The following is a 20177-nucleotide window of genomic DNA, read 5'->3' as shown; positions in this document are numbered from 1 at the left end:
AATGCAGTACGCCAATAACCGGCGGCAATGACGATAGGAAAAGGCGGCCTCTGACGATGAGAAGCCGCCTTTTGTCTTTCGACCTGTTATTGTTGCCTAGTTGGCTGCCGCCTGCAATCTCCGGCGGTCAGCGGCGGTTGCATTTCTCTCGACAACGGTCCGGTTGAACGGGTCCTTCAATTCGTAACGGCCAAACTCGATCTCTTCTTTCCAGCCATTGGCATAGTTTACTTCGATATTGTTGCCCTGACGTTCAACCTTCGTCGGGCGGCTTCCCGCAGAACCTCCTTGGCCGGACGCGCGCACGTTGTCGATGGAGATACCATCTGCCAATGACCGGAGCCTTGAGACATCGGCACCTGTCGCCAGCCGTTCTTCCACAGTGCGGTTCTGAGCATTCTTTCTTTCATACCGACCGTTTTCGATTTCTTCTTTGGTTCCATCGGCATAACGCACTTCGATGCCGTTGGCGTTCGTCTCAACCTTGGTTACGCCGGCAGTGCGCGATGACCCGCCTCCTGACCGGGATTGATCCTTTTTGCCGCTGCCTCGGTTCGACCGCTTCGAGTCATCATCATCGTCGTCGTCATCATCGTCATCATCGTCGCGACCACCTTTGCCGGATCCGGAATTGTCGTCGCGATCATCGTCCCTGTCGTCGTCGCGGTCATCGTCCCTGTCGTCGTCGCGATCACCCCCGCGACCACTGTTGCCCGACCCCGAGTTGTCGTCCCGTTCGCCGCCACGATCATCCCCCCGATCGTCATCGCCGCCATCCCCATCTTTTCCGCTGCCGCTTTTGGCAAAGGCATAGGCTGGTTCAAGGTGCAAGCGCCCTTCCGCGTCAAACTTCGGCGCGTAAGGCGTTGCGGCAATCAACGAAGCCAGTGCTGCGGTGCTGAGAAGCTGGCCCAGTTTTCCTTGAAGTTTCATTTTTTCGCCTCCAGTTCTGTTCGACCCATGTCATGGTGTCGGTGACAGATTACCCGGGGCGTTGCTTCCCGACATCGGGCTTAGGTCTGATGAATTGCAGGCCGAACGTCCCGGCCAAAACCACGACTTCCGTCGCAATCGATTGCACCGAGTGGTTTAGGAGAGTGGTTTAGGAGACTTGGCTCGGTTTTGCTCCGTTGCCCTTCAACTCATCATCGGGCTCCAGATGAATGACAAAGACAGAACCAGGATAAATGCGTTCCAATGCGTGTTCGACTTCGTTGCAGATGTCATGCGCCGCGCTGACCGACATCGCGCCGTCCACAACGAGGTGAAACTCGACGAAGATGATATTTGCGGATCTGCGTCCCTTGAGGTCGTGATACTCCAGCGCAGCGCCAAGATTGTGTTCAATGGTGTCGGAAACAACTTGCAGGTCATGGTCGGAAAGGCTCACATCCATCAGGCCGTCAACGGACGCTCGAATGACTTTCCATCCTTCCCACAGGATGTTCAGCGCGACCAGAATTGCAAGGATCGGGTCAAGGATCAGCCAGCCGGTGACAAGTGCAAGCATGAGTCCCGCGATGACACCCGCTGACGTCATGACATCTGTAAAAATATGCCGCGAGCTTGCCTCCAATGCAGGCGACCCCTCGCGCCTGCCGATTCTGAGCAATAAGTAGGCCCATGCGCCATTCACGCCCGTTGCAATGACATTGACGGCGATTCCAAGAAAAGGCGCGTCCTCAAGATGCGGATTTGGAAGTGCCAGCACGGCCTCTCTGATGATCAGGAACGCCGCCAACACAATCAATACGCCCTCGACGACGGCGGAAAGATATTCGGCCTTCTTGTGACCAAAGGGGTGGTTTTCATCAGGGGGTTTGTTTGCAACCCGAACCGCGAAATAAGCCAGCATCGCCGCTAGGACATTGACGGTGGATTCCATCGCGTCCGACAACAAAGCCACAGAACCCGTCAGCCACCAGGCCAGCAGCTTCAGGGCCAGTACCGCCAGGGATATCGGAATGGACCAAAGCGCTATTTTTTGTGTCATTCGGCCACGACCCTCAATCAATCACGAACAGAAACTCGGGCGAGTGCTGCGCTCCGGTGCCCAGAACGTAAAACAGGAGTTGGGCGAAAAGGGAATAGGCCTTGCGGCTTCGTGCTGGGGGCTGACCGGGGCATCTGGCATCCGATGCATGGCGCCAAAGAGGGTTACTCTGATGGCGCGCCTGTCGGTGACGCGGGCACGGCCTTGAGATAGGCCGCAATCGCCAAACGGTCCTCATCCGTAAGGCGTGATGTGTTCTCGATGACTTCCACCATCTCGCCACCCGCGCTGTCATAATCCGGCGTGAAGCCAGATTTCAGATACTCGGCAATATCAGCCTCGGACCAATCCAACTGGGCGGAAGTCAGCCCGGGGATGCGGCCCTTTCCGCTGGGGTTTGGTGCACCTGTCAGCCAGAGGTCGCGTTTCAGGCCCCCTAGCCCGTTGCGCGGTGTGTGGCATTCTGCGCAATGTCCCAACGCCTCTACCAGATAACGGCCTTGCATTTGCTGGTCCGTCAGATCGCCTTCCACAACCCAGCCCGGTTTCAGATACAACAGCTTCCACCCGCCCAGCCCGCGTCGAATGTTGAAGGGAAAGCCAACCTCGTGCGCTGCGCTTTGGGTTGGAACCGCCGGCAAAGTGCCGAGGAAGGCATGCAGCGAAACAACGTCCTCGACTGACATGTTGGCGTAAGTCGAATAGGGAAACGCAGGAAAATAGTGCTGCCCTTCGGGCCCGGTCCCGTGAAGCAGGGCATTGGCCAGACCCAATGCGGACCACGATCCGATGCCGGCAACCGGATCACTGGATATGTTCGGGGCTATGAAGGTGCCGAAATCCGTCTCAAACCGACGTCCGCCAGCCAGTACCAGCTTTTCCTCACCTGTTGCGTTCGGTGCAGAATGACAGGACGCGCACCCAGCCGCGTAAAACACGGCTTCACCTCGACTGAGATCAGGGACAATCCCGTTCAGTTGTGTCTGATCAACTCTTTTCGGGCGGGTCAGCACCAAACCGACCAGCCCGACCAGTACAGCAATACCTGCGGCGAAAATGAAAAAACGCCGCATGGCCAGCGCTCCTTTAGTCTTTGGGCGCCCTGTAAACTTTGTGACATGCCGAGCATGATCCGCCCAGATCACCCATCGCCGCCTTCAGAGCATCGACATCCTGACCTGCCGCCGCCTGCATCGCAACCGCGGCTTCGGCCATGGCCTGACCTTTTGCGCTTACATCCGGGAAGTTTTCCCAGATGGCTGGCAAGGCTCGGGTAGACGGGTCGGACGCATTGTCGGACCCGGCAGGCCACATCGCGGATTGATCTATCTGAGTCAGAACAACCAGGTTGTTCGCGGCCCGGGTTGCCGCCTCGGAATCGTATTCAACCTCTCCCTTGGCCATGCCGCCCAATGTGCCAAGGTTGAAGGCATAAAGCTGCATGATCGAGGTCCGAGCCTTCACCGCCGGGTTTTCGCTTTCATGGGCGATGGCTGATCCAATAACGGCTACCGACAACAAACCTGCCGCAATGGCCGGGATTTTCTTCATCATTGTGCGTCTCCCTGTTCAATGCGTCGAATACTAGCCTGAACATTTTTTCTTGTAATTGTTTGTTATTCGTCGTTCCTTGTTAATTTATGCACAACCAAAACTGGGATGATTTTCGGTACGCGCTGGCCGTAAGGAAACACGGATCGCTGAATGCGGCTGCCGGGGCGCTGGGTGTTACTCATGCAACGGTGCTGCGCAGAGTCGCCGCGCTTGAAGACCGTTTTGGATGCGTGATCTTTCAAAAACACCCGTCAGGGTACACCGCCCTGCCCGAGGCCAGTGCAATTCTTTCGGCGATGGAAAGCGTTGAAGAGGCGGTACTTTGCGTAGAGCGGGCAATTGTGGGTGCAAACCGGTCCCCTGTGGGTCAGGTCCGCATTGCGTCCACGGACAGCCTTTGTCAGCTTGTACTGCCCCAAATATTGACTGAGATATCGCGGCTTTACCCCGGCTTGGAACTGACTTTGTTAAGTGGCAACAGCCATCATGATCTGTCGAGGTTGACCGCGGACATCGCGGTGCGACCCTCGATCAAACTTGAAGAAGGGCTTGTCAGCGAACGAGCGGGAACATTGTCATTCGGCGTTTTTGACGATGGTTCCCCAAACCGAAAATGGATGAGGCTTGATGGGGCGTTGAGCCGCTCGCTTCCTGCCAAATGGTTGGCCGAACATGTCAGCGCCGATGAGATGACCAACGGGGCAGACAGCTTTTTGGTGCTTCAGCAGATGGCGGCATCCGGGGTGGGCAAAGCGTTTCTGCCCTCGTTTATCGGGAATGCGGATCCTCGGCTTCATCGGTCGTCAGAAATTGATCCCGGAATAGACGTTCCGCTGTGGGTGGCGACACTGGACGAGATAGCGCGCACTCCGAGATTTGCCATCGTACAAAGAGCTTTGGTCGAACGCCTGTCCATTGCTCTGCCCGGGTGACATATCAAAAAACTCGCCAGTAGGCTTGGCCCCTCCGAGAAACGCTCCGGGGCCGAGGCGCTGATCGTCTGGACGGAGTTCGGGCGAACTCCGTTTAGCTCCTGCAAGGCCACGCGTGCCTTCCGTCCGCCGTCTGCGCGATTGCGCGAACAAGGGTTATGACAGGGGCCAAGTTCTGAAACCGAACGCTTATGAGTTCAGACCAAGGTCGGTGGCGCGGACAGGGATTGTCGTTCATAGTTGAACACGAAATGAGACCCGAGATTTCCGATCTGTCAGTTCGCAATTGGTCATTGTCGCGAGTTTTTCTTGCGGCCTGCATTGTCGTGATGGGAACGGCCACCGCGATAGTTGGCGTGTGGGTGTCAAATCGGATCGAGAATGCAGTTGTCCAAAACTCCGCCAACTCCGCGGCGCTGTATATGGAGAGTATCGTATCCCCTCTCAGTCAGGAACTTGCATACGGGGATCGTCTTTCCGATCAAGCAAGGCGGGCACTGGACGAAATATTCATGACCCAGCCACTGCGTGACCGCATTGTGTCCTTCAAGTTTTGGAAGCAAGGCGGCGTGATCGCGCACGCGTCGGATCCGACCATCATTGGAAGCCGTTTCGATCCGACTGACGATCTGAGCCGAGCCTGGAGTGGAGAGATTTCGGGTTCGTTCGAAGATCTCGACCATGCCGAAAGCGCCGCAGAAGCAGCACTTGGGATCCCGCTGCTTGAAGTGTACAGCCCGATCCGAGAACTCTGGTCGGGCGATATCATTGCAGTTGCAGAGTTTTATGAAAAAGCGGAACAGCTGGAAGTTGATATGGCCAGAGCCCGGCGGACAAGCTGGCTGGTCGTCGGATCAGCGTTTACGGCAAGTACAATCGTTCTGTTTTCCATCGTGGCAATCGGTGACAACACCATTCGACGCCAGGGGCGCCTGTTGGAGCGGCGCCTGAAAGAGAGCGAGCAGATGGCAGAGCAGAACGCCAGGCTACGGTCGCGCGTGGTCGAAGCGTCGGAACGATATGCCACGCAAACGGATCGCTTTCTGAAGAAACTTGGTTCCGAGCTTCATGACGGCCCAGCTCAATACCTGTCCCTTGCGGCCCTCAGGTTGGAGGCGGCGTTCTCGGACAGGCCAGAAAAGCCTGCGGAAGCTGAGGAAATACAACAGTCTTTGCAGAAGTCCCTGGCCGAAATTCGTGCGTTGTCGCGGGGCTTGTCCGCTCCGGACATCGACAATCTGGCGCTGATTGATGTGGTGAAAAGAGCCATAGAAGATCACTCGGAACACAGCCCGCTGCGGCCAGAAGTTTCACTTCAGGGAAGCCAGACGATCGAGTTGTCCGTCTCCGACAAGTTGTGTGTTTTTCGGTTCCTTCAGGAAACGCTTTCCAATGCCGCCAGGTATGCTCCGAATTCTCGATGCACCGTCATTTGCAAGGCGCATGACGATCGGGTCGTCATTCATGTCGACGATGACGGGCCCGGATTTGACCCCTCGGACGGAAAAGTACTGCGCGACGATGGAGGCCAGGGGCTTCTGGGTTTGCGAGATCGTGTTGAGAGTATCGGTGGCAGGTTCGAAGTCTGGTCAAGCCCTGGCAAAGGCACCTCTGTCACAATGACATTATTTCCCAGAAAGATGAGTACGTCATGACAACATCTGTCGTAATAGCGGATGATCACCCGATTTTCAGGGACGGTTTGCACCGGACATTGGACGAAGCCGATGGTTTCGAAGTTCTCGCTGCCGGCTCGAGCGCGGATGAGGCAGTTTCACTTGTCGGCATTCATCAACCTGACATCGCCATCCTCGATCTTTCGATGCCCGGGGGCGGCATAAATGCGACGCGAAAAATCGCGGCTATGGCAAACCCGCCATTCATCGCGATATTGACGGTCTCGGAAAACAACAGTGACGTTGCGGATGCTTTGGAAGCCGGGGCAATCGGCTACATCGTCAAAGGTGTTACAGCCAGCGAATTGACCGCCTCACTGCGCAGCATCGCCGCGGGCGAAGGATTCGTGTCGCCCGGGCTGGCCTCGCGCGTTCTGCTTCAGATCAACAGAGAGGCGGAGAATTCCAAGGATAGTGATGTCCTGGATGATCTTACGCATCGCGAGGAAGAAATACTTCGACGTGTGGCGAAGGGGATGAGCAATCGGGAGATCGCAGATCAACTGGATCTTCAGGAAAAAACCGTGAAACACTACATGACGGCAATCCTGTCCAAGCTCCACGCCCGAAACCGGGTCGAGGCCGCTCTGATCGCGCACGATGCCTGGGGCAAGACGGACTAAGCCGTCAGTCAAACGTGATGGCATGCTCAATGCTGGCTCCATCGCTTCGAAAGGCGTGTGTACCCGGGACCTGAAATTTCAGTTTCGTGCCCGCAAATCCGTCCGGTGGCAAGCTGTGTTGCGCATGTTAGCAGGTTTCGCGCGGGCTCACCTCAAAGGGCATGCCCAGAGTGATCTGTCGGTCAGGACCCTGGCGACCCTGGCCGCGACCGGATGGCGTGGTTCGGCGGATCTTTTGGCCTAACCCGCAGGTCTGTGTTGGAATCCGTCCAAATAGGGGTCTGATTTGAGACGCTTGGCCGCAAAATCGACAAATGCACGCACTTTTGCAGACACGGTACGGCCCTCTTGATGCACAAGATGGATGGGAATCTCGGGTGGTTCATACGAATTCAGAACGGTCCTGAGCCGCCCGTCCGCAAGGTACGGTGCCACCTGATAGGACAAGAGCCGCCCGATGCCATGCCCTTGCAGGGCCAGCTCGATCACCGCATCATTGGTGTTCATGCTGATGCGGGGACTTACACGTTTTGTCACGACCGTCTCGCTCTCTTGAAAATGCCATTGGGCCGAGGGGTGCAGGGCAGTTGAATTAATGATGGCGTGATTGGCCAGGTCGTCGGGTGTGTCAGGTTCGCCGCGCGTATCGAGATATGCCGGAGCGGCAAACACGACCTGCCTCACCGCACCGCATCTCACGGCCATCAGGCTTGAATCTGCAAGGTTTCCAATCCTGATGCCGACGTCGAGGCCCTCATCAATCAGATTGACCACACGGTCCACATAAAGAGTGCGCGCGGAGAGCTTTGGATGCAGTTCCAGAAATTCTCCCAGAATCGGATTGACGAACATTCGGCCGAACAACACCGATGCGGTCACACTGAGTTCCCCGGTCGGTTCGGCATAGGATCCGACGGCGGCACGCTCTGCCTCCTCGAGATCCATCAGAATGCGTCTGGCATCTTCAAGGAATCTTCGCCCGCTGTCTGTCAGCATGACTGATCGCGTGGTGCGCACAAAAAGGCGAAGCCCCAGGCTGTCCTCCAGCATGGAGACCAGTCGGGTTACCGTTGGTGGCGACATATTGAGGTGGCGCGCTGCGGCAGCGAAGCCTTTCAACTCGGCCACCTTCACAAAAACGCTCAGAGCGTGAAATCTATCCAAACGACTATTCCATATTTCGGAATAATATATTGCCGAAAAGGGATATTCTGCAACACCAAAGCTTTGACTAGCTTCACCTCAACCCCAGGGCTCTGCCCGGTTGAGATGGAGAATTCAATGTCACGTCCTTTTGCAGAAATCAGTTTTACGCCTTCCGTACGTGCAACACAGGCCAGGAACGGATCGGCTGAAGGCTATGCAAAGTTTCTGGCCGGCGCCGCACAGGAAGACCTCATCAGCCCGGTCGAAGCCAGCTTCATCGCACAAAGGGACGGCTTCTATCAGGCGACCGTCTCTGAAACCGGCTGGCCTTATGTTCAATTTCGCGGCGGACCGGCAGGCTTTCTGAAAGTGCTGGATGAACGGACGCTGGCCTACGCGGATTTTCGCGGCAACCGGCAATATCTGAGCGCAGGTAACCTGCTGAACAACGACCGCGTTTCTCTGATCCTGATGGACTATCCCAACCGGAGACGCCTCAAGATCTGGGGCCGGGCGAAACTTGTTGATGGCGCTGATGATCCGGCCCTGATGCAACGTTTGCATGACCCGAACTACAGGGGCCACCCGGAGCGGGCCATTGTGATCAAGCTTGAAGCGATGGACTGGAACTGCCCGCAGCACATCCCCCAGCGCCTGACCCTGGAAGAGTTTGAAGAGCATCTGGCGCCGCTTCGCGATGAATTGGCGGAACTGAAAGCTCGAAACGCAGATCAAAAAGAAAAGCCCGGCCAGCAACGCTGACCGATGCTGAACCCCGCGCGTCCAGACGCGCCCCAAGAACCACAAGAAAGGAAATACCCATGTCGCGCAATCTGAAATCCACCCTGAGCGCCAGTCTGCTCGCGCTTACCATCGCGGTGCCATTCGCTCCGGCCCCTGCAATCGCCAATGAGACCGGCATTGAAGCCACCCAAGCGGTCAATTTCCGCGCAGAAAAAATCGGCGAGGTCAATATCGCCTATCGTGAGGCCGGAGACCCGAACAGGCCAACCGTCCTGTTGCTTCATGGTTTTCCGACCTCGTCACATATGTTCCGCAACCTTATCCCCGAGCTGGCCAGGCATTATCACGTGATCGCGCCCGACTTTCCCGGATTTGGGGCGTCGGACATGCCGCAAGCCGAAGACTTCGAGTATTCCTTTGCGAATATCGCCGAAATCATGACGTCCCTGCTGGATCGAAAGGGTGTCGATCAATACGCGGTCTATCTGATGGACTATGGTGCCCCGGTTGGATTCCGGATGTTTGCGGAACAGCCCGAACGGGTTACCGGCTTCGTCATTCAGAACGGCAATGCGTATGAGGAAGGGCTGCGAGAATTCTGGGACCCGATCAAAGCCTATTGGGCCGACCCCTCGAAAGAGAATGGCGACCAGCTTCGTGGATTTCTTACTCTGGATGCGACCAAGTGGCAGTTCACCCACGGTGTACAGAGTCCGGAACGGATCAGCCCGGACAACTATTGGCACGTCCAATACCTGCTTGATCGCGATGGCAATCAGGAGGTTCAGCTTGAACTTTTCCTGGATTACGGCACCAACGTTGCCGAGTACCCGAAATGGCAGGCGTTGTTTCGCGAGCATCAACCCCCGGCGCTGCTGATGTGGGGTAAGAACGATCACATCTTTCCGGCCGAAGGCGCCCTGCCCTATCAGCGCGACCTGAAAGACCTTGAGTTTCATCTGCTTGATACCGGACACTTCGCGCTGGAAGAATACGGGCCCGAGATTGCGGAACAGATGACTGCATTCCTGAACCGTATAACCGCCGCCGGCAACTGATGCGCAACTGGCCGCGCCTCGATCAAGGGCGCGGCCTCATGTTTGGAGACGATCAATGAACACGCAAGCAAACACTGCCAAGGAAGTAACGGTTGAAATCGTGCACGGGTTTGTCGACGGTGGCACCGGAGGAAATCCCGCAGGTGTCGTCCTGGACGCTGATGATCTGAGCGAACGCGATATGCAAACCGTGGCGGCAAGGGTTGGATTGTCCGAGACGGCGTTTGTCTCTCGCTCCGAAACGGAAGGCTTCAAGCTGGATTTCTTCACACCGAACCGGCGCATCGCTCATTGCGGCCATGCAACAATCGCCGCCTTCTCTCACCTCGATGCGCTAGGCCGGATTCCCAAACCCGATACGTCCAAGGAAACTGTTGATGGCCCCAGGCGCATACTCGTGAAAGACGGCGCCGCCTATATGGAACAATTGGCCCCACGCTATTGGGGGGCTCAGGAATGGATCGAAAAGGGCGTGAAACTCGACGATGTACTGTGTTCTCTCGGGATCGACAATGCTGATCTGGATCAGAGGTTTGCTCCGGTTCTGGTCAATACCGGCAACAGCTTCATCGTTGTCGGTCTTTCTGATGCGGCAGGCCTTGCCAAGATCAGACCGGATTTCGCCAAAATCAAGCAAATCAGCGAGCAACTGGATCTGATAGGTTACTATGTCTTCACAAAGGACCCCTCAGCAACAAGCCGAGACGCCACAACCCGTATGTTCGCACCCAGATACGCGATAGATGAAGAAGCCGCCACGGGGATGGCGGCCGGGCCACTGGCATGCGTGTTGCATGATTTCGGCGGCACGTCTCAGCGATCATTTGAAATTGAACAAGGGGTGTTTATGAAGCCGGCGAGCCCGAGCCTGATAAAGGTCGATCTGGACATCGAGAACGGTGCAATCACGGGCCTCATGGCCGGTGGTTACGGAAAAGCCATGACCTCGGCCCGGATTGCCTTGTGACGCGAAAATGCCAGGTGTGTCCGCAGCACCGGTCTCGGTTGCACCCAGATCCTTGAACTCGAATACGTCTCGTCCAAGGGTCCAGCGACGGTACCATACTCAGCGCAGGGCGAGGCCCGATTCCATGGACCGGACTGCGCGCTGCCGATCTTTGCAGTGCGCATGCCTGGCCGCCCTCAGCCCAAATCGAAGCCGGCCGTTGCGGACAAGGTAGAAGCTTACCGCTCTCAATCCGTGTTGTCCGGGTCAATGCGGCGATCTGGCATGGGGCTGCCTTGATGCTCCTTCTCGACGAGCGAATACAACTCGATGGATCCGGCAAGCCCTCGCACTTCGTGAAACCCACAAGCCGTGAACAGGTCGGGCGAAGCAGCGGCAACCGCTGACGTCGCCAGAACTCTGTGACCCAGGGATTTCGTCAACCCCTCGATGCGGCTTGCAAGGTTGACCGCTCTACCCAGAACAGTGAAATCCAGCCTGCCGGGACTGCCGATATTGCCATAGCTGACCTGCCCGACATTGATTCCGATGCCTATGTCCAACGGCGGCTTCTGAGCCTCATCGCGGCGATGGTTCAGTGCGGCCAAGCCTGTCAAAACGCTTTGAGCGGCCCGTGCTGCCCTTTTGCATTGGTCGTTCAAATCTTCCTGTGTCGCGACAGTGAATATCGACAGAATGCCGTCTCCCATGAACTTGAGAATGTCGCCGCCATTCTCTTCGACAGACTGTACAACCAGATCGAAGTATCCACTCAACATGTCGAAAACGTCTTCTTCGGATGCCCTGTCCGAAAGAGCGGTGAAACCACGAAGGTCAGAAAACATGACAACTGCATCCAGGGTCGTGCGTTCCCCTCGCTTGATCCGCCCGTTCCACACAGCATCAGAAGGCCCATCGCCAAGATAGGTTCTCAGAAGGCCTTTGGACGACTTGCGCATCGTGACAGGTTCAAGAGCAGAGGACAGAGCGGGCAGTGCATCCTCTATCATTTTCAGATTCTGGGGCGAGAACCCGTCTGGCGACCGGGTGACAAAAGTACAGCCGTGCAGCGATCCGTCTCCGTAATAAAGCAACGTAGCATAGTAATCGGTGCCACCCAGCTCAGCGAAATCAAGATATGATGAGTGCTCAGTCCTGGGGTTCAATTGCCGCAGACTTTTGTGAAGTGGCTTCCGATGTTCAAGAATGTACTCGAATGAGCTGCCGACATACCCATCCGTCAGCATGGTCTCATGTGTCACGTCATAGCTTTCGGTGCCATCCGGTGTCCAGACGATCCCCCATGCGATGAGCAGCGGATTGGCGAAACGCTGACCGATATTGACCCGCCAGAGCGGCACACCCGCCTCGGTCAGAGACGAACAGAAATATGACACCACTTTTTCCGGGTCATCCGAACGACGCCCCTCGGCAATCATCCAATTGGTCAGTTGGGCAATAGCATCCATAGTTTAAAACCAATCGCTTAGATAAGATCGTCAAGAATTTGGGTTTAGTGTTCGATCATAATATTCTAGCCTTTTTCTTACCCCGTCCAAGCCTGCTGTTCAGTCCACAGTTCTCGGCCGTAAGCGCCGGCCAAGCTACACACAGACCTTCCTGGATACGTTTCGCCAGCCTTGTCATCAATTTGAATGAATCTTGCCAAAAGACCGGCGTCGCTCTCGAAACCCTTTGAACGCCTTGTCGCACGCTGGAAGCACGAGGCCGCTCTGGCTATTGATTTATTAGCGCGCGCAAAGAATATGTAAATCTATGATAAGTTCACGACGAACAATACCAGCAGGCAGACTGGCATGACCAAGATAAAGAACATGGAAGAGTTTGCAGCGCTCAGCGGCATCTCGCGCCCTACGGTTTCCAAATACTTTCACGATCCCGACAGCGTTCGCCCCACGACGCGGGCCCGAATTGAAGAGGCGCTGGAACGGTTCGACTATCGCCCCAACATTTACGCGGTGAACCAGAACCGGAAGCTTACCAAGAATATCGGAATCGTCGTGCCCTATCTGGCGGACCCGTTCTTTGTCGAGATTGCACGCTATCTGGAACAAAGTTGCATTGCGGCAGGTTATCGGCCGTCCCTGTTCAGCTCTCATGGCGAGCAGAAGCTGGAGAACGAAATTCTGGACGGCTTGCAATCGATGAAACCCGCCGGTGTTCTTTTGGCCCCTTTGGGCCGAATTTCGGACAGATCTGCGATCGAGAAATTCTGTGCCAATGTGCCGACCGTTCTGTTCGACAGCAATCTTGATGGTCTGGGAGCAGCCTTTGTCGGATCGGATAACTTTAGCTTTGTGTCGCAAACCGTCGAATACATGACCCGCACTGGTGAACCCCCGTCCTTCTTCGAAATGCGAACACCCGCAAACCCCAATGCCAACAAACGGCGCAAGGCGTATGTCGAAATCATGGAGCGCCTCGGACATGAGCCGCATATTCTCAAGGTTGATGGCAAAGGTTGGGCGTTTGAAGAAATTGGACACAGAGGCACGATGAAGATCTTGGAGGAAGGTCAATTGAGGACGAACTCGGTTCTGTGTAGCAATGACCGGCTCGCCATCGGCTTTCTTGCCGCTTGCTACGAACAGGGGATTCGGGTCGGTCGGAAAGAGGATTGCACGTTGCGTGTAGCTTCGAATGATGGGCACCCGTTCGCAAAATTTACATGTCCATCCCTGACAACGGCAGCGCATGACTATGATAATGTAGCGGCGCGCAGTGTTGAAACCCTGTTCCAACTCATTGAAAGTGGCGGGAAACTTCAGGCGCGATCGGAAACGTTATTCCCCGCACGACTGGTTTTGAGGGATTCTGCGTAGCTTCATTTTTTAACGCGCGTAAAGTTTTTATTGACGCCGCGACAAATTACGCACTACTTTCCGAGTACGGCATCCAAGCTCAGGGAGGACAAGGATGTATTTGAAGAACGCACTTCGTGCGGCGACGGCACTGACCTTAGTCGCAACGGCCGCGGCCCATGCAGAAACGATCACGATCGCAACCGTCAATAATGGCGACATGATCCGGATGCAGGGCTATACCGACAACTTCACCGAGGCGACCGGTATTGACGTGGAATGGGTGACGCTGGAGGAAAACGTCCTGCGTCAGCGTGTTACCACCGACATCACCACCAAGGGTGGTCAGTTCGATATCATGACCATCGGCATGTACGAAACGCCGATTTGGGGCGCGAATGGCTGGTTGGTTCCTTTGGATGGACTGTCAGAGGAATATGATGTCGGCGATCTGCTTCCTGCGATGGCGGGTGGCCTGAGCCATGAGGGTACGCTGTATGCGGCACCGTTCTATGGCGAAAGCTCGATGATCATGTATCGCACCGACCTGATGGAAAAGGCCGGGATGGAGATGCCTGAGGCGCCAACATGGCAGTTCATCCGCGAGGCGGCGGCTGCGATGACGGACCGTGACAACGATATCAACGGCATCTGCCTGCGTGGCAAGGCGGGTTGGGGTGAAGGCGGTGCCTTTATCACCGTGACCGCGAATTCCTTCGGCGCACGATGGTTTGATGAGGACTGGAAGCCTCAGTTCGACCAGCCTGAGTGGAAAGAGGCGCTGACTTTCTTTGTCGACATGATGAATGAATCAGGCCCTGCCGGCTACGCGACCAACGGTTTCAACGAAAACCTGTCTCTGTTCCAGCAAGGCAAGTGCGGTATGTGGATCGACGCCACCGTTGCGGCGTCCTTCGTGACAAACCCGGATGATTCAACCGTCGCAGACAAGGTCGGGTTTGCACTGGCGCCAAATTCGGAAGGCATCGACAAACGCGCCAACTGGTTGTGGGCCTGGGCACTGGCCATTCCGGCGGGCACCCAAAAAGAGGATGCGGCCAAGCAGTTCATCGAATGGGCAACCTCGAAGGACTACATCGAACTGGTGGCGGAAAACGAAGGTTGGGCCAACGTCCCTCCGGGTGCGCGCAGCTCGCTCTATGAGAACGCCAACTACAAGGACATTCCTTTCGCGCAAATGACGCTGAAGTCGATCCTTGCGGCCGACCCGCAGAACTGTTGTGTCAAACCGACGCCCTATACCGGCATCCAGTTTGTTGCGATCCCCGAGTTCGCTGGCATTGCCACGCAGGTCAGCCAGGAATTCTCGGCGGTTTATGCCGGACAGCAGACCGTAGAAGAAGCGCTTGAAAAGGCGCAGGCCTTTACGGCTGAAGAAATGGAAGCCGCAGGATACTGAGGCTTCCCTCCCGGTGGGGGACAGGTGATCTGTCCCCCGCTCACCACTTCCACAATTCGCGTTTTTCCCGCAGGCTGAGTTACGCCTGAACAGAGAGGGTTTGCGTAATGGCTACTCAACATTCCCGATCCGTTGCTCGCCTGATGATGGCACCCGCGGTGGTCCTGCTGCTTGGCTGGATGCTCGTGCCGCTGACGATGACGCTGTACTTTTCTTTCAAAAAATATCTGCCTCTGCGGGGGGGTGATCTGGGCTGGGTCGGGTTCGACAACTATGTCCGCTTTGTCTCGTCCAGCACGTTCTGGCCCGCGGTGCAGGCAACGCTGGTCATTGTTGGCGGTGTTCTGATCATCACAGTCGTTCTTGGCATTCTGCTTGCGATGCTGCTGGATCAGCCGATGTGGGGGCAAGGCGTTGTTCGTATCCTTGTCATCGCACCTTTCTTTGTCATGCCGACCGTATCTGCGCTGGTCTGGAAGAACATGTTCATGGATCCCGTGAACGGGTTGCTCGCGCATCTGTGGCGCTTTTTCGGCGCCGAGCCGATCTCGTGGTTGTCCGAGGCGTCGATGACTTCGATCATCATGATCGTTTCGTGGCAATGGCTGCCCTTTGCAACGCTGATCCTGCTGACCGCGATTCAGTCGCTGGACAGTGAACAACTGGAAGCCGCCGAGATGGATGGCGCGCCGCCGTTGAAGCGCTTTTATCACATCATTCTGCCGCATCTGGGCCGTGCGATCACCATTGTGATCCTGATCCAGACTATCTTTCTTTTGTCGATCTTCGCCGAGATCTTCGTGACCACCGGCGGCGCCTTCGGCACCCGTACACTCACCTACCTGATCTTCCAGCGCGTGCTGGAAAGCCAGAATGTCGGCCTTGGATCAGCCGGAGGTGTCTACGCCATCATCCTTGCCAATATCGTTGCGATCTTCCTGATGCGCATCGTCGGCAAGAACCTGGACGCGTGAGGAGATAAGTTCATGGCCCGCTCCGTCACATCCCGCCGTAAATCGCTGAACACTGTCCTTGCATGGGCCGTTGGTCTGCTGATCTTTTTCCCGATCCTCTGGACGATCCTGACCAGCTTCAAAACCGAGGCGCAGGCCATTGCCAGCCCTCCGCTGTTTCTGAACTTCGACTGGACGCTTGAGAATTACGCCATCGTGCAAGAGCGCTCGGATTACATGCGGTTCCTGTGGAACTCGGTCATCCTTGCCGGAGGCTCGACTCTTCTGGGCGTCATCATCGCCGTACCGGCCGCATGGGCGATGGCCTTTGTCCCTTCCAAACGCACAAAGGATATACTGCTCTGGATGCTGTCCACAAAGATGCTGCCCGCGGTTGGTGTCCTGTATCCGATTTATCTGCTGTTCATTCAACTCGGCCTGCTGGACAGCCGGGGCGGGCTGGTCGTGGTTCTGATGCTGATCAACCTGCCGATCATTGTCTGGATGCTCTACACGTATTTCCGCGAAATTCCCGGAGAGATCTTGGAAGCGGCGCGCATGGACGGCGCGACTTTGAAAGAGGAAATCCTCTATGTCCTGACCCCAATGGCCATTCCCGGCATCGCTTCGACCGTGCTGTTGAACTTCATTCTGGCCTGGAACGAGGCTTTCTGGACGCTCAATCTGACTGCCGTTGATGCTGCACCGCTCACGGCCTTCATCGCCAGTTATTCCAGCCCGGAAGGTTTGTTCTTTGCCAAGCTCAGCGCGGCCTCGACCATGGCGATTGCACCCATCCTGATCCTTGGCTGGTTCAGCCAGAAACAACTTGTCCGCGGCCTGACCTTCGGCGCTGTGAAATAAGGAACACGACTCATGGGACGTATACAACTCAAGTCTGTGACCAAGAAATTTGGCGACGTTGAGGTTATTCCACCCTTGGACCTGACCATTGAAGATGGCGAGTTCACCGTTTTCGTCGGCCCTTCGGGCTGCGGTAAATCCACGCTGCTGCGCCTGATCGCGGGGCTGGAGGATATCACCAGCGGCCACATAGAAATCGATGGCGCAGATGCAACAGATGTGCCGCCCGCCAAACGAGGGCTGGCAATGGTGTTCCAGTCTTATGCGCTTTACCCGCATATGACCGTGCGCAAGAACATCGCATTTCCGCTGCGCATGGCGAAACTGGATCAGGCTGAAATCGACAAGCGGGTTGAGGGCGCGGCAAGCGTTTTGAACCTGACCGACTACCTGGATCGCCGCCCGGGCCAGTTGTCCGGCGGTCAGCGTCAGCGCGTCGCCATTGGTCGGGCCATCGTTCGTGAACCGGCCGCGTTCCTGTTCGATGAGCCGCTTTCAAACCTCGACGCAGCACTTCGGGTCGGCATGCGGTTGGAGATCAGCGAGCTGCACGAGCGCCTCGCGACAACGATGATCTACGTCACCCACGATCAGGTCGAGGCCATGACGATGGCGGACAAGATCGTTGTGCTTCAGGCGGGCGTGATCGAACAGGTTGGCAGCCCGCTGGAACTGTACCGAACGCCACGCAACCTGTTTGTTGCAGGTTTCATTGGTTCGCCCAAGATGAACTTCATCGAAGGGCCGGAAGCAGCAAAGCGCGGCGCCCAAACGATCGGCATTCGACCGGAACACATTGCAGTTTCGGAAACCGAAGGAGAATGGTCCGGGGTCGTCAGCGTCTCGGAACACCTTGGTTCGGACACATTTTTCCATATCCACGAAACCGGATTGGCTGAAACGATTACCGTACGTGCAGACGGCGAGGTTGGTTTCCGCCATGGGGATCGCATTCATCTGACCCCACGCGCCGATGTGATCCACAGATTTGACGCAGAAGGTCTGCGGATCGAATGAAACGTCTGACGGGCAAAACCGCCCTGATTACCGGGGCTGCGCGGGGCATTGGATTGGCATTTGCCAAGGCCTATGTGGCAGAGGGCGCGCGAGTCGTCGTCGCCGACATCGATTTCCAGCGCGCGCAGGACGCGGTCGCCGGGATCGGCGCGACGGCTTTCGCTGTCGAGATGGACGTGACCGACCAGCAGAGCATCGATCAGGCCATAGCAATAACCGCGACCCATTTCGGCCCGATCGACATTCTGATCAACAACGCAGCCATCTTCACCGCCGCACCAATCGTCGAGATTGAACGCGCCGACTACAATCGCGTTTTTGACATCAACGTCGCGGGTGCGCTGTTTACGATGCAGGCCGTTGCCAAACATATGATCGAGCACGGAACCAAAGGCCGAATTATCAATATGGCCTCGCAGGCCGGGCGAAGGGGTGAACCTTTGGTCGCTGTCTACTGCGCCAGCAAGGCGGCGATCATATCCCTGACCCAATCGGCGGGGCTGAACCTGATTTCTCATGGAATCAATGTAAACGCGATTGCCCCCGGTGTCGTCGATGGCGAACATTGGGATGGCGTGGACGCCTTTTTTGCAAAGCATGAAGGCAAGCCCCTTGGCCAGAAAAAGCGTGAAGTGGCGGCAGCTGTTCCATATGGCCGCATGGGACGCGCGGAAGACCTGACAGGCATGGCGGTTTTTCTGGCCTCTGAAGAGGCCAGGTATATCGTCGCGCAGACTTATAACGTCGACGGTGGAAACTGGATGAGCTGATGGACCCTGTGGCGAACGCAAAATCCCCGACACGGCTGCGGCAAGAGAGCCTCTCTGAGCTGCCAACCACCGTGAAGACCCCGTTGTACGAACGTACGGATCTGACGCCGGGCATCGTTCATATTGGATTGGGTAATTTCCATCGCGCGCATCAGGCCTGGTATGTTCACCAGCTCATGCAGCAGGGGCTGGCCCATGACTGGGCAATCGTTGGGGCGGGTGTGCGAAGCTATGACGCTGCTATGCGAGAGCGACTGCTTGCACAGGACTGCCTTACAACCCTGATCGAGTTGGGACCAAACGGAATGTCTGCCGAGGTGATTGGTCCAATGATCGATTATCTGCCGATCGAGGAAAACAACACCGCACTCATCCAGGCGATGGCCGACCCGGCCACCCGGATCGTTTCGCTGACAGTAACCGAAGGTGGGTATTTTCTGGATGCCAACAGCGGTGCATTCGATTTCGATCACGCAGATATCCGTCATGATGCAGAAAATCCCAATCAGCCACGTACGGCCTTCGGCGCGATGGTTGCGGCGCTCAGACGGCGGCGTGCCGAGGGTTCGAAGCCGTTTACGGCGCTCAGCTGCGACAATCTTCAAGGCAACGGAACGATTTTGCGGAACTGTGTTGTGGGATTGGCGCGCATGTCCGACCCGGAACTGGCCAGCTGGATCGACAGGCATGGCGCGTTTCCGAACTCGATGGTGGATTGCATCGTGCCTGCGACGACCGACCAACTGGTATCGCAATGCCACGCCCTTGGCGTCGATGACAGAGCGCCCGTCTCGCATGAAAACTTTCGCCAATGGGTCATCGAGGATGCCTTCTGTGCCGGGCGCCCGCCTCTCGAAAAGGTCGGCGTAACACTGACCCACAACGTTCATGGTTACGAGAAAATGAAGTTGCGCATTTTGAACGGAGGTCATCAACTGCTGGCAAATGTCGGAGAAATACTGAATGTTCCGACGATTGCCGACTGCATGAAGGACCCGGACATCGTGGCATTCCTTGGCAAAGTGCAAGCTGAAGAAATCCTGCCTCATGTCGAAGCCGTTCCCGAAACAACTGCGCAAGAATACCTTGAGTTGGTTGAGAGGCGATTTGCAAACACTGCGATTCACGATACCACACGCAGGGTTGCGTTCGACGGATCGGCACGACATCCGGGATTTTTGCTGCCGTCGCTGCGCGATGCACTTGCATCAGGTTCTTCTGTAAGTGGGCTCGCGCTTGCCGAAGCGTTCTGGTGCCGGATGTGTGCGGGTGTTCGTGAAGATGGCTCCGAGATCGCTCCTAATGACCCCCAGTGGGAAAGCCTGAACAGCACTGCGCGGGCGTCCAAAACCGAACCTGAGCTTTGGCTGGAGCAGGGTTTCTACAGCGGTGACTTTGGAATCAGTACACAGTTTTCCAACGCCTTTGCCCGCTGGCTGACGCTGATATGGCAACGTGGCAGCCGGGCGGCCATCGCTGAGTATGCCGCCAACGGTTCAACGTAGCAAATCGCTCTCGGCGCTCCGTTCGATCGGTGTCCATGCGGCGCGGTTTTTGGGCTTGTGCAACTTTGTCTGGCATTGGCGCAAATCGGGGCCTGCAATCTGGCGAAAGTGGCGTGGATGTCATCCTCGGCGACGCTGACCGGTTCATCACTTT

The 20177-nt window shown here is 56.4% G+C and carries 19 protein-coding genes; 13 read left to right on the top strand and 6 right to left on the bottom strand.

Annotation, left to right across the window (positions count from 1 at the left end; all coding sequences use genetic code 11):
* Positions 1 to 96: 96 nt before the first annotated feature.
* The 4 genes from AC2FFD_RS13495 to AC2FFD_RS13480 form a co-directional block, all read right to left on the bottom strand.
* Positions 97 to 933: a hypothetical protein gene (locus AC2FFD_RS13495; RefSeq protein WP_216597847.1), complete on the bottom strand. Its 837-nt coding sequence runs from the start codon at positions 931 to 933 to the stop codon at positions 97 to 99.
* Between the two features lie 169 nt (positions 934 to 1102).
* On the bottom strand, positions 1103 to 1993 hold the full coding sequence (locus AC2FFD_RS13490; RefSeq protein WP_496873313.1) for a cation diffusion facilitator family transporter: 891 nt from the start codon (positions 1991 to 1993) through the stop codon (positions 1103 to 1105).
* A gap of 164 nt (positions 1994 to 2157) precedes the next feature.
* Positions 2158 to 3066: a c-type cytochrome gene (locus tag AC2FFD_RS13485; RefSeq protein ID WP_496873312.1), complete on the bottom strand. Its 909-nt coding sequence runs from the start codon at positions 3064 to 3066 to the stop codon at positions 2158 to 2160.
* 13 nt (positions 3067 to 3079) lie between these two features.
* Positions 3080 to 3547, bottom strand: a complete 468-nt coding sequence (locus tag AC2FFD_RS13480) for a c-type cytochrome (protein ID WP_170345402.1) — start codon at positions 3545 to 3547, stop codon at positions 3080 to 3082.
* Positions 3548 to 3633: 86 nt separating this feature from the next.
* Between AC2FFD_RS13480 and AC2FFD_RS13475 the strand changes: the two genes are divergently transcribed.
* The 3 genes from AC2FFD_RS13475 (at position 3634) to AC2FFD_RS13465 (ending at position 6778) form a co-directional block, all read left to right on the top strand.
* Entirely contained in the window at positions 3634 to 4479 is an 846-nt protein-coding gene (locus tag AC2FFD_RS13475; protein ID WP_496873311.1) for a LysR family transcriptional regulator, read from the top strand.
* Between the two features lie 512 nt (positions 4480 to 4991).
* The gene (locus tag AC2FFD_RS13470) at positions 4992 to 6134 is read left to right on the top strand and encodes a sensor histidine kinase (RefSeq protein ID WP_171615240.1); all 1143 of its coding nucleotides are present in this window, start codon (positions 4992 to 4994) and stop codon (positions 6132 to 6134) included.
* Entirely contained in the window at positions 6131 to 6778 is a 648-nt protein-coding gene (locus tag AC2FFD_RS13465) for a response regulator (protein ID WP_170345405.1), read from the top strand. The genes AC2FFD_RS13470 and AC2FFD_RS13465 overlap by 4 nt, the downstream gene beginning before the upstream one ends.
* Before the next feature lie 240 nt (positions 6779 to 7018).
* On the opposite strand, the gene AC2FFD_RS13460 is transcribed toward AC2FFD_RS13465, so the two are convergent.
* Positions 7019 to 7942 (bottom strand): LysR family transcriptional regulator, encoded by a 924-nt coding sequence (locus AC2FFD_RS13460; RefSeq protein WP_496873310.1) that lies wholly within the window; start codon positions 7940 to 7942, stop codon positions 7019 to 7021.
* A 117-nt stretch (positions 7943 to 8059) separates the two neighbouring features.
* On the opposite strand from AC2FFD_RS13460, the gene AC2FFD_RS13455 reads away from it, so the two are divergent.
* Genes AC2FFD_RS13455 through AC2FFD_RS13445 form a run of 3 tightly spaced genes read left to right on the top strand, consistent with a single transcriptional unit; the run spans position 8060 to position 10693 of the window.
* A complete protein-coding gene (locus AC2FFD_RS13455) occupies positions 8060 to 8686 on the top strand; it encodes a pyridoxamine 5'-phosphate oxidase family protein (protein WP_496873309.1) in 627 nt (208 codons plus the stop codon).
* 59 nt (positions 8687 to 8745) lie between these two features.
* Positions 8746 to 9726, top strand: a complete 981-nt coding sequence (locus AC2FFD_RS13450; RefSeq protein ID WP_171364352.1) for an alpha/beta fold hydrolase — start codon at positions 8746 to 8748, stop codon at positions 9724 to 9726.
* A 55-nt stretch (positions 9727 to 9781) separates the two neighbouring features.
* Entirely contained in the window at positions 9782 to 10693 is a 912-nt protein-coding gene (locus AC2FFD_RS13445) for a PhzF family phenazine biosynthesis protein (RefSeq protein ID WP_496873308.1), read from the top strand.
* A 227-nt stretch (positions 10694 to 10920) separates the two neighbouring features.
* On the opposite strand, the gene AC2FFD_RS13440 is transcribed toward AC2FFD_RS13445, so the two are convergent.
* Positions 10921 to 12141: an adenylate/guanylate cyclase domain-containing protein gene (locus tag AC2FFD_RS13440; protein ID WP_480684872.1), complete on the bottom strand. Its 1221-nt coding sequence runs from the start codon at positions 12139 to 12141 to the stop codon at positions 10921 to 10923.
* 348 nt (positions 12142 to 12489) lie between these two features.
* Between AC2FFD_RS13440 and AC2FFD_RS13435 the strand changes: the two genes are divergently transcribed.
* The 7 genes from AC2FFD_RS13435 to AC2FFD_RS13405 all read left to right on the top strand — a co-directional run bounded on the left by AC2FFD_RS13435 (position 12490) and on the right by AC2FFD_RS13405 (position 20023).
* On the top strand, positions 12490 to 13515 hold the full coding sequence (locus tag AC2FFD_RS13435; protein ID WP_170345410.1) for a LacI family DNA-binding transcriptional regulator: 1026 nt from the start codon (positions 12490 to 12492) through the stop codon (positions 13513 to 13515).
* A gap of 94 nt (positions 13516 to 13609) precedes the next feature.
* Positions 13610 to 14914: an ABC transporter substrate-binding protein gene (locus tag AC2FFD_RS13430; protein ID WP_257600941.1), complete on the top strand. Its 1305-nt coding sequence runs from the start codon at positions 13610 to 13612 to the stop codon at positions 14912 to 14914.
* Positions 14915 to 15021: 107 nt separating this feature from the next.
* Positions 15022 to 15888 (top strand): carbohydrate ABC transporter permease, encoded by an 867-nt coding sequence (locus tag AC2FFD_RS13425; RefSeq protein WP_170345412.1) that lies wholly within the window; start codon positions 15022 to 15024, stop codon positions 15886 to 15888.
* 12 nt (positions 15889 to 15900) lie between these two features.
* A complete protein-coding gene (locus AC2FFD_RS13420) occupies positions 15901 to 16731 on the top strand; it encodes a carbohydrate ABC transporter permease (protein WP_170345413.1) in 831 nt (276 codons plus the stop codon).
* 12 nt (positions 16732 to 16743) lie between these two features.
* Positions 16744 to 17748, top strand: a complete 1005-nt coding sequence (locus tag AC2FFD_RS13415) for an ABC transporter ATP-binding protein (protein WP_496873307.1) — start codon at positions 16744 to 16746, stop codon at positions 17746 to 17748.
* Positions 17745 to 18518 carry an L-iditol 2-dehydrogenase gene (locus AC2FFD_RS13410; protein ID WP_496873306.1) on the top strand — a complete coding sequence of 258 codons (774 nt, stop codon included), beginning with the start codon at positions 17745 to 17747 and terminating at the stop codon, positions 18516 to 18518. The genes AC2FFD_RS13415 and AC2FFD_RS13410 overlap by 4 nt, the downstream gene beginning before the upstream one ends.
* Positions 18518 to 20023, top strand: coding sequence for a mannitol dehydrogenase family protein (locus AC2FFD_RS13405; protein WP_496873305.1), 1506 nt, complete (start codon positions 18518 to 18520; stop codon positions 20021 to 20023). Before AC2FFD_RS13410 ends, AC2FFD_RS13405 begins: the two co-directional genes overlap by 1 nt.
* The last annotated feature ends 154 nt before the right edge of the window (positions 20024 to 20177 follow it).

The organism is Ruegeria sp. YTSC002 (genome assembly GCF_059609845.1).
The sequence above is the reverse complement of the archived record's forward strand: the minus strand, read 5'-3'. Positions and strand labels throughout refer to the sequence as shown.

What these genes read in the sequence shown, in the direction of transcription:
- AC2FFD_RS13495 (WP_216597847.1), bottom strand. Translation starts at nt 933, where the DNA reads ATGAAACTTCAAGGAAAACTGGGCCAGCTTCTCAGCACCGCAGCACTG.
- AC2FFD_RS13490 (WP_496873313.1), bottom strand. Translation starts at nt 1,993, where the DNA reads ATGACACAAAAAATAGCGCTTTGGTCCATTCCGATATCCCTGGCGGTA.
- AC2FFD_RS13485 (WP_496873312.1), bottom strand. Translation starts at nt 3,066, where the DNA reads ATGCGGCGTTTTTTCATTTTCGCCGCAGGTATTGCTGTACTGGTCGGG.
- AC2FFD_RS13480 (WP_170345402.1), bottom strand. Translation starts at nt 3,547, where the DNA reads ATGATGAAGAAAATCCCGGCCATTGCGGCAGGTTTGTTGTCGGTAGCC.
- AC2FFD_RS13475 (WP_496873311.1), top strand. Translation starts at nt 3,634, where the DNA reads ATGCACAACCAAAACTGGGATGATTTTCGGTACGCGCTGGCCGTAAGG.
- AC2FFD_RS13470 (WP_171615240.1), top strand. Translation starts at nt 4,992, where the DNA reads ATGACCCAGCCACTGCGTGACCGCATTGTGTCCTTCAAGTTTTGGAAG.
- AC2FFD_RS13465 (WP_170345405.1), top strand. Translation starts at nt 6,131, where the DNA reads ATGACAACATCTGTCGTAATAGCGGATGATCACCCGATTTTCAGGGAC.
- AC2FFD_RS13455 (WP_496873309.1), top strand. Translation starts at nt 8,060, where the DNA reads ATGTCACGTCCTTTTGCAGAAATCAGTTTTACGCCTTCCGTACGTGCA.
- AC2FFD_RS13450 (WP_171364352.1), top strand. Translation starts at nt 8,746, where the DNA reads ATGTCGCGCAATCTGAAATCCACCCTGAGCGCCAGTCTGCTCGCGCTT.
- AC2FFD_RS13445 (WP_496873308.1), top strand. Translation starts at nt 9,782, where the DNA reads ATGAACACGCAAGCAAACACTGCCAAGGAAGTAACGGTTGAAATCGTG.
- AC2FFD_RS13440 (WP_480684872.1), bottom strand. Translation starts at nt 12,141, where the DNA reads ATGGATGCTATTGCCCAACTGACCAATTGGATGATTGCCGAGGGGCGT.
- AC2FFD_RS13435 (WP_170345410.1), top strand. Translation starts at nt 12,490, where the DNA reads ATGACCAAGATAAAGAACATGGAAGAGTTTGCAGCGCTCAGCGGCATC.
- AC2FFD_RS13430 (WP_257600941.1), top strand. Translation starts at nt 13,610, where the DNA reads ATGTATTTGAAGAACGCACTTCGTGCGGCGACGGCACTGACCTTAGTC.
- AC2FFD_RS13425 (WP_170345412.1), top strand. Translation starts at nt 15,022, where the DNA reads ATGGCTACTCAACATTCCCGATCCGTTGCTCGCCTGATGATGGCACCC.
- AC2FFD_RS13420 (WP_170345413.1), top strand. Translation starts at nt 15,901, where the DNA reads ATGGCCCGCTCCGTCACATCCCGCCGTAAATCGCTGAACACTGTCCTT.
- AC2FFD_RS13415 (WP_496873307.1), top strand. Translation starts at nt 16,744, where the DNA reads ATGGGACGTATACAACTCAAGTCTGTGACCAAGAAATTTGGCGACGTT.
- AC2FFD_RS13410 (WP_496873306.1), top strand. Translation starts at nt 17,745, where the DNA reads ATGAAACGTCTGACGGGCAAAACCGCCCTGATTACCGGGGCTGCGCGG.
- AC2FFD_RS13405 (WP_496873305.1), top strand. Translation starts at nt 18,518, where the DNA reads ATGGACCCTGTGGCGAACGCAAAATCCCCGACACGGCTGCGGCAAGAG.